We start from the raw sequence: 6062 nt of genomic DNA, 5'->3' as shown, positions 1-6062 counted from the left end.
GTTGGCGGCCTTGGCCGCCGCCACGATCTCGGCCTCGCCGGCCCCGGGGCGGCCTCCGACGCTGCAGGGGCCGCTTCGGGCGCGGCGCCGTCGGGGAGGCGGGGGATCAGGCTTCGGAACTCCAGTTCCTGAAACAGGGCCAGCACCGCGGCGCGATCGTAGCGGCCGACACGACAGGCCTCCCAGTCGATGGTTAGGGGGACGTCGGTGCGGATCTGGGCCAGACGCTTGCTTAAGAAGGCCTGCTCCCGGCCGGCCTCCAGCAGGCGCCGCACCCGCTCCGGCTGGACCTCGTCGAGGTGGGTGTAGAGGTTCTCCAGGGAACCGTAGCGCTTCAGGAGCTCCGTGGCCGTCCGCTCCCCGATCCCCCGGACGCCCGGGATGTTGTCGCTGGGATCGCCGGTGAGGGCCTTCAGATCCACCAGCTGGGAGGGCTCCAGCCCGTAGCGCTCCCGGATGGCCTCCACGTCGTAGATCACCACGTCGTCGAAGTGGCGGCGGGAGGTCAGCACGTGGAGGCCCGGTCGGATCAACTGAAAGGCATCGGTGTCGCCGGTGACGATCAGGACCTCCATCCCGCGGGCCAGGGCCTGGGTGGCGGCGGTGCCGATGACATCGTCGGCCTCGAAGCCCTCGGCGGTGAGGACGGGGATGGCGAAGGCGGCGATGATCTGGCGGATGCGGGCGAGTTGCGCGTCGAAGTCCGAGGGCCGCTCGGCCCGCGTGGCTTTGTATTCGGCGAAGACCTCGTGGCGGAACGTCCGCCCCACATCGAAGGCCACGGCCATATATGTCGGTTGGTGCTCCCGCCACACCCGCAGGAGCATGGAGGTGAACCCGTAGACGGCGTGGGTCGGTTCGCCCCTGCGGGTTTGCAGGCCCTGGCGGAGCAGGGCGTAATAAGCCCGGTAGGCCAAGGAGTGCCCATCGATCAACACCACCAGCGACGCCATCGCACGCCACCTGTTCGCTCTTTCCGGTCCCTGTCTCTCATTGTATACGGGTCTCCCTGCCCCGGCGCGCCGTTCCGAAGAGGGCGGGGCATCAGCCGACCTGAGGGTGGGGGACCCGGGCGATGAGGATCTCCTCCGTGGCGTCCCCCTGGGCCACGGCCAGGAAGCCGGGGCGGGGGCCGATGTCCCGATAGCCGAGGGATCCGGGGGCCAGGGCCGGATCCCGGGCGATGAGGGCGGACTGCCCATAGAAGGCCAGGTCGAACAGGGTGCCGGTCATCATCGGGTTCACCGCGTAGGCGAACCGCCCCTCGGCCACCGTGGCAGCCCAGGACCCCCGCAGCCAGTCCTGCTGCTGCTCTGGCGTCCAGGGGCCGGGGTTGGCCGAGGGCTGAACCAGGATCTCGGCCCCCTGCTGGGCCAGGCGCTCCCGAACCGGGGACTCGGGGGCGAATGCGTCGAGGCAGACCGCGATGCCAAGGCGGCCCAGGGGGGTGGGGAAGACTTGGATCGCCTCCACCGGGCCCGGAGCGAGGTCCAGCCCGGCGGGGCCCTCAATGTCGATGAGGGCCACCTTCCGCTGGATGCCGAGGAGCATCCCATCAGGCCCGAAGAGGCACGCCGTGTTGTGGACGGCAGTGGGATCCTGATCCCGGGGAGCGGGGAGCGGAAGGAAAGCATCCGCCAGGGGGGCGGATCCAGCGACGAGGTAAACCCGGTGGTGGGCGGCGAGGGCCGAGAAAGTGTCCAAGTAGACGCGAGCGAGGCGGGGCTGGAGGGCGAGCAGCAAGGCCCGGGCCCAGCCCACCCGGTGGCGCAACCGGTTCCAGAGGGCGGGGAGGAGACAATGGCGCAAGGCCCGGGCCATGGCGGCTGCCATGGTAGGCTGGGCGTGGACGGCCGGGGGGAGCACGGCCAGGGCGGCCAACAACCCCACATCCTCGGGGAAGGCCACCAGGGTCGGCAGGCGGGGGTCGGCCTGGGCCATCGCCCGGACCATCAGCCCCTCGAGGCGGGCGGCGAACGCCTCGGGCGACCGCCCATCGGAGGGGGACCAGCGCATCTGGATGGCGATGAGTTGGATGCGCATCGTCCCTTCCAGCGTTGGGAATTAGCTGGGAGGCGACCCGGCGTCCCGATACAGGCCGTGGGCGTAGATGTAGGCCTCCACTTCAGGGGGGACCAGGTAGCGGATGGAGCCCCCGCTGCGGACGCGACGGCGCAGGTCGTGGGAGGCGATGTCCAGGAAGGGAGCGTCCAGCCAGACGATCCGCTCCCCGATCCCGGGCAGGGCTTGCTCCAGCAAAGGCATGTGGACCACATAGCTGGGCCGGGGCATCACGGCCAGCCACGTCATGCGGATCAACCGGTGGGGATCGCGCCAGCGCGGGAGGTCCACCAGGGAGTCAGCGCCCATCAGGAAAAAGAACGTCGCCTCGGGGTGCTGTTCCCGCAGCACCATCAGCAGGTCCACCGTGTAATGGGGGCCGGGCCGGTCGATGTCGGCCCGCGAGATCTCGAAGAAGGGGTTGCCGGCGATGGCCCGGGCCAGCATGTTCAGCCGGTGCGCGATGGGGGTGACCTCGGCCGCCGGCTTGTGGGGAGGCTGGGCGGCGGGAAGGAACAGCACCCGATCCAGCCCGAGTTGGATGCGGGCCTGTTCGGCCAGCACCAGGTGGCCGTAGTGCGGGGGGTCGAAGGTTCCTCCGAGCAGCCCCAGGCGGGTCATGCCCGCTCCCTGCGGATCGAGATGCGCCTCAGCGCGCCGCGGCGCGCTTCCCCACGTCGGCCCAATCCACCCACTCAAGCTCCACCTCGCCGATGTAGACCGTGTCGCCGGGGCGGACGCCGGCCCGCTCCAGGGCCTCGATGACCCCCAGGCGCTCCAGTTGGCGATGGAGGTGCATCAGGGCCTCTGGGGAATCCAGCCGCGCCATGCGCACGGCCTTCTCCGCGGCCGTGCCCAGCACCCGCCAGCCATCTCCCTCGCGGACCACCTGGATGGGGGTCTCCCGCCGGAGGGCCAGCGCCGTCGGCCGCAACGGCTCGGGGGGCGGCACCTCCTGCAGGCGCTTCCAGGCCTCCCACATCAGCGCCCGCGTCCCCTGCCCGGTGGCCGCGGAGATCGGATAGACGGTCTGGCCGCGGGCGGCGAAGGCGGCCTGCACCTCCGGCCAACGCGCCTGGACCTCAGGCAGGTCCATTTTGTTGAAAGCGATGAGCTGGGGGCGCTGGAGGAGGGCCGGGTTGTAATGGGCGAGTTCCGCGTTGATGGTCTCGTAATCGGCCACCGGGTCGGGGGCCAGGCCGTCCAGGAGGTGGATCAGCACCCGCGTCCGCTCGACGTGACGCAGGAAGGTCAGGCCCAGACCAGCCCCTCGATGGGCCCCTTCGATCAGGCCGGGCAGGTCGGCCAGCACGAAGGAGGCGGTGTCGTCCAGCACCACCACGCCCAGGTGGGGATGCAAGGTGGTGAAGGGATAGTCGGCGATCTTGGGCCGCGCCGCCGTGACAGCGGCCAGCAGCGTGGACTTCCCCGCGTTGGGCTTGCCGACGAGGCCCACATCGGCCAGGAGGCGCAGTTCCAGGTGGAGGCGGCGGAACTCGCCGGGCTCCCCCCGCTCGGCGATGCGGGGTGCCTGGTGGGTGGGGCTGACGAAGGCGGCATTGCCCCGGCCGCCCCGCCCCCCCCGGGCCACCACCACCGTCTGGCCGGGCTCGGTGAGATCGGCCAGGATCTCGCCGGTGTCGGCGTCGCGGACCACGGTCCCAGGGGGAACTTCAAGGATGAGGTCCTCGCCGCTGGCGCCGGTCTTGCGACCGCCGCGGCCGTTGCGGCCGTCCTCCGCCCGGAAGCGACGGTGCCGGTAGTAATCGGCGAGGGTGTTGAGATGGGGATTGACCCGCAGGATCACGTCCCCGCCCTTGCCGCCGTCGCCGCCGTCGGGCCCGCCCCGGGGCACAAACTTCTCCCGCCGGAAGGAAACACAGCCGTCGCCGCCGTCGCCGGCCTTGACCTCGATGATCACCTCGTCGCAGAACACCCACGGCTCGCCCATAGGAACCTCCGCATCCCTCCCATTGTATGTAGGGCCAGCGCGCTGTGCCAACCGCAAGGGCGGCGATTTGCCTTTTGGGGGAAGTTCGATTATGATGGAGGCAACCGCGCTGCCGGTTTTGCGGCAGGGGCTTTTCGCAAGAGGGGCGCTCTTCCGTAAGCCGGGAGGCGCCCCGTTTAACTTTTTTGGAGGTCTGACCCATGCTGCAAGAGCGCTTGACAGTCCAGGATAACATGGTGGTGACCCTGGCCTACACCCTCCGCCTCAAGGACGGCCGGGTGGTGGAGTCTTCGGAGGAGAGCGAGCCCATCATCTTCATCCAGGGCGCTGGCGAGATCCTCCCCGCCCTCGAGGAGGCCCTCTACGGGATGGCGGTGGGGGAGGAGAAGGAGATCTGGCTGGCCCCGGAGGATGCTTACGGGCCCCGGCGCGCGGATGCCTACCAAGTGGTGCCCCGCAGCGAATTCCCCGAGGATTTCCCACTGGCCCCCGGTGTCGGCCTCTACGTCTACACCGAGAGCGGCGAGGCGTTCCCGGCGTATATCGCCGAGGTGGGGCCGGAGACCGTGACTTTGGACTTCAACCATCCGCTGGCCGGCGAGGAGCTCCACTTCACGGTGAAGATCCTGGCCCTGCGCCCGGCCACGCCGGAGGAACTCGAGCACGGCCATCCCCACGATTGACCCGGCCGCCCCGGCCTTCCGCCATGGGCTGTCACAGCCACGGGGTGCAGAGGGGATCCCCTGATCTGCACCCCGTTCGGTTTTCTTTTCGCCCAGGGCGGCGGAGGCCGGAAGGTATAATTACGGCGGAAAGATCGCCGCACCGGTTGTCCGGAGGGGCCGCATGTTTCCCCTGACCGAGGCCCAGATCCGTCGCTACGCCCGGCACATCGTGCTCCCTGGGGTGGGCGGACGGGGACAACGGCGGCTGCTGCGCAGCCGCGTCCTGATCATCGGCGCCGGCGGCCTGGGTTGCCCGGCGGCCCTGTATCTGGCCGCCGCCGGGGTGGGGACCATCGGGATCGTCGACGACGATGTGGTGGAGGAGAGCAACCTTCAGCGGCAGATCCTCTTCCGACCCGAGGACGTCGGCCGTCCCAAGGCCGAGGTGGCCCGGGAGCGGCTCCAGGCCTTCAACCCCGACGTTACGGTGATCCCCTACGTCGAACGCTTCACCGCGGCCAACGCCCGCGACCGGGTGGCCGGATACGACCTAGTGATCGATGGGAGCGACAACTTCCCCACCAAATACCTGGCCAGCGACGTGTGCGTCTGGGAAGGGAAGCCGCTGATCTGGGGCGCCGTTTTCCAGTACGAGGGCCAGGTGGGGAGCTTCCCCCCGGGCGGCCGGCCCTGCTTCCGCTGCCTGCTGCCGAGCCCGCCGCCGCCGGATCAGGTGCCGGACTGTCAGCAGGCGGGGGTCTTCGGGGCCCTGGCCGGGGTGATCGGCGCGATGCAGGCGATGGAGGCCCTGAAGGCCCTGCTGGGCCTGGGGGCACCGCCTGCGGGCCGCCTGCTGGTCTTCGACGGCCTGCAGGCCGAGTGGCTCCATGTGCAGGTGGACCGCCGCCCCGACTGCCCGGTCTGCGGCGATCGACCGACCGTCACGGAGCCGGTGGATTACGAAGCGTTCTGCGGGATCGTCCGGGCTCCCCGGCCATGAGAATAGCGAAGGCGGGTCGATGGGGAAGACCACCGCGATGGGGGTCCGCCTGCGGACCGGAGAGGACATCCGGCGGGTGGGCAGCGGCCGCACCAGGGGGACGAACGGGATCCGCGCAGGGGGATGGGTGGCTGGCCTGCCCACCGGGCTGGGGGACCTGGCGGTGGGGCTGGCGCGTTTTCTCCAGCCACATCCGCCTGCCACGGAGATGTTCGCGGGCTGGCGGGCCGTCGCCGGCCCCAACGGGTCGGTGGGAATGGGGTTCCAAGGGGGCGCCGGCACCGTCCTCGTCCGGTTCCCCGGATCCGTTCTGTGGCGCATCGTCATCTGTTTCACCTTGCGAGGCGAAACGGATGACCGGCCCCTTCCGGCTTCCTCGACCCGT

7 protein-coding genes are annotated in these 6062 nt (G+C 70.2%); 3 read left to right on the top strand and 4 right to left on the bottom strand.

The window, feature by feature from the left end:
- From C4313_RS10895 to obgE, 4 genes are all read right to left on the bottom strand, one after another.
- A partial coding sequence (locus C4313_RS10895) for a 5'-3' exonuclease (RefSeq protein ID WP_352429886.1) occupies nt 1-953 on the bottom strand: 953 nt, incomplete at its 3' end.
- 91 nt (nt 954-1044) lie between these two features.
- Nucleotides 1045-2043, bottom strand: a complete 999-nt coding sequence (locus C4313_RS10890; RefSeq protein WP_352429885.1) for a carbon-nitrogen hydrolase family protein — start codon at nt 2041-2043, stop codon at nt 1045-1047.
- A gap of 21 nt (nt 2044-2064) precedes the next feature.
- Nucleotides 2065-2682, bottom strand: a complete 618-nt coding sequence (nadD, locus tag C4313_RS10885; RefSeq protein ID WP_352429884.1) for a nicotinate-nucleotide adenylyltransferase — start codon at nt 2680-2682, stop codon at nt 2065-2067.
- A 28-nt stretch (nt 2683-2710) separates the two neighbouring features.
- Nucleotides 2711-4012, bottom strand: a complete 1302-nt coding sequence (gene obgE, locus C4313_RS10880) for a GTPase ObgE (protein ID WP_352429883.1) — start codon at nt 4010-4012, stop codon at nt 2711-2713.
- A gap of 200 nt (nt 4013-4212) precedes the next feature.
- Here obgE and C4313_RS10875 point away from each other — a divergent pair, with 200 nt between their 5' ends.
- The 3 genes from C4313_RS10875 to C4313_RS10865 form a co-directional block, all read left to right on the top strand.
- On the top strand, nt 4213-4695 hold the full coding sequence (locus C4313_RS10875; RefSeq protein WP_352429882.1) for an FKBP-type peptidyl-prolyl cis-trans isomerase: 483 nt from the start codon (nt 4213-4215) through the stop codon (nt 4693-4695).
- Nucleotides 4696-4858: 163 nt separating this feature from the next.
- Nucleotides 4859-5677 (top strand): HesA/MoeB/ThiF family protein, encoded by an 819-nt coding sequence (locus C4313_RS10870; protein WP_352429881.1) that lies wholly within the window; start codon nt 4859-4861, stop codon nt 5675-5677.
- A 19-nt stretch (nt 5678-5696) separates the two neighbouring features.
- Nucleotides 5697-6062: glycerol-3-phosphate acyltransferase (locus C4313_RS10865; RefSeq protein WP_352429880.1), on the top strand; the 366-nt coding region annotated here is incomplete at its 3' end.

This window comes from Thermoflexus sp., from assembly GCF_040289485.1.
GTDB lineage: Bacteria > Chloroflexota > Anaerolineae > Thermoflexales > Thermoflexaceae > Thermoflexus.
The sequence above is the reverse complement of the archived record's forward strand: the minus strand, read 5'-3'. Positions and strand labels throughout refer to the sequence as shown.

What these genes read in the sequence shown, in the direction of transcription:
- obgE (WP_352429883.1), bottom strand. Translation starts at nt 4,012, where the DNA reads ATGGGCGAGCCGTGGGTGTTCTGCGACGAGGTGATCATCGAGGTCAAG.
- nadD (WP_352429884.1), bottom strand. Translation starts at nt 2,682, where the DNA reads ATGACCCGCCTGGGGCTGCTCGGAGGAACCTTCGACCCCCCGCACTAC.
- C4313_RS10875 (WP_352429882.1), top strand. Translation starts at nt 4,213, where the DNA reads ATGCTGCAAGAGCGCTTGACAGTCCAGGATAACATGGTGGTGACCCTG.
- C4313_RS10870 (WP_352429881.1), top strand. Translation starts at nt 4,859, where the DNA reads ATGTTTCCCCTGACCGAGGCCCAGATCCGTCGCTACGCCCGGCACATC.
- C4313_RS10890 (WP_352429885.1), bottom strand. Translation starts at nt 2,043, where the DNA reads ATGCGCATCCAACTCATCGCCATCCAGATGCGCTGGTCCCCCTCCGAT.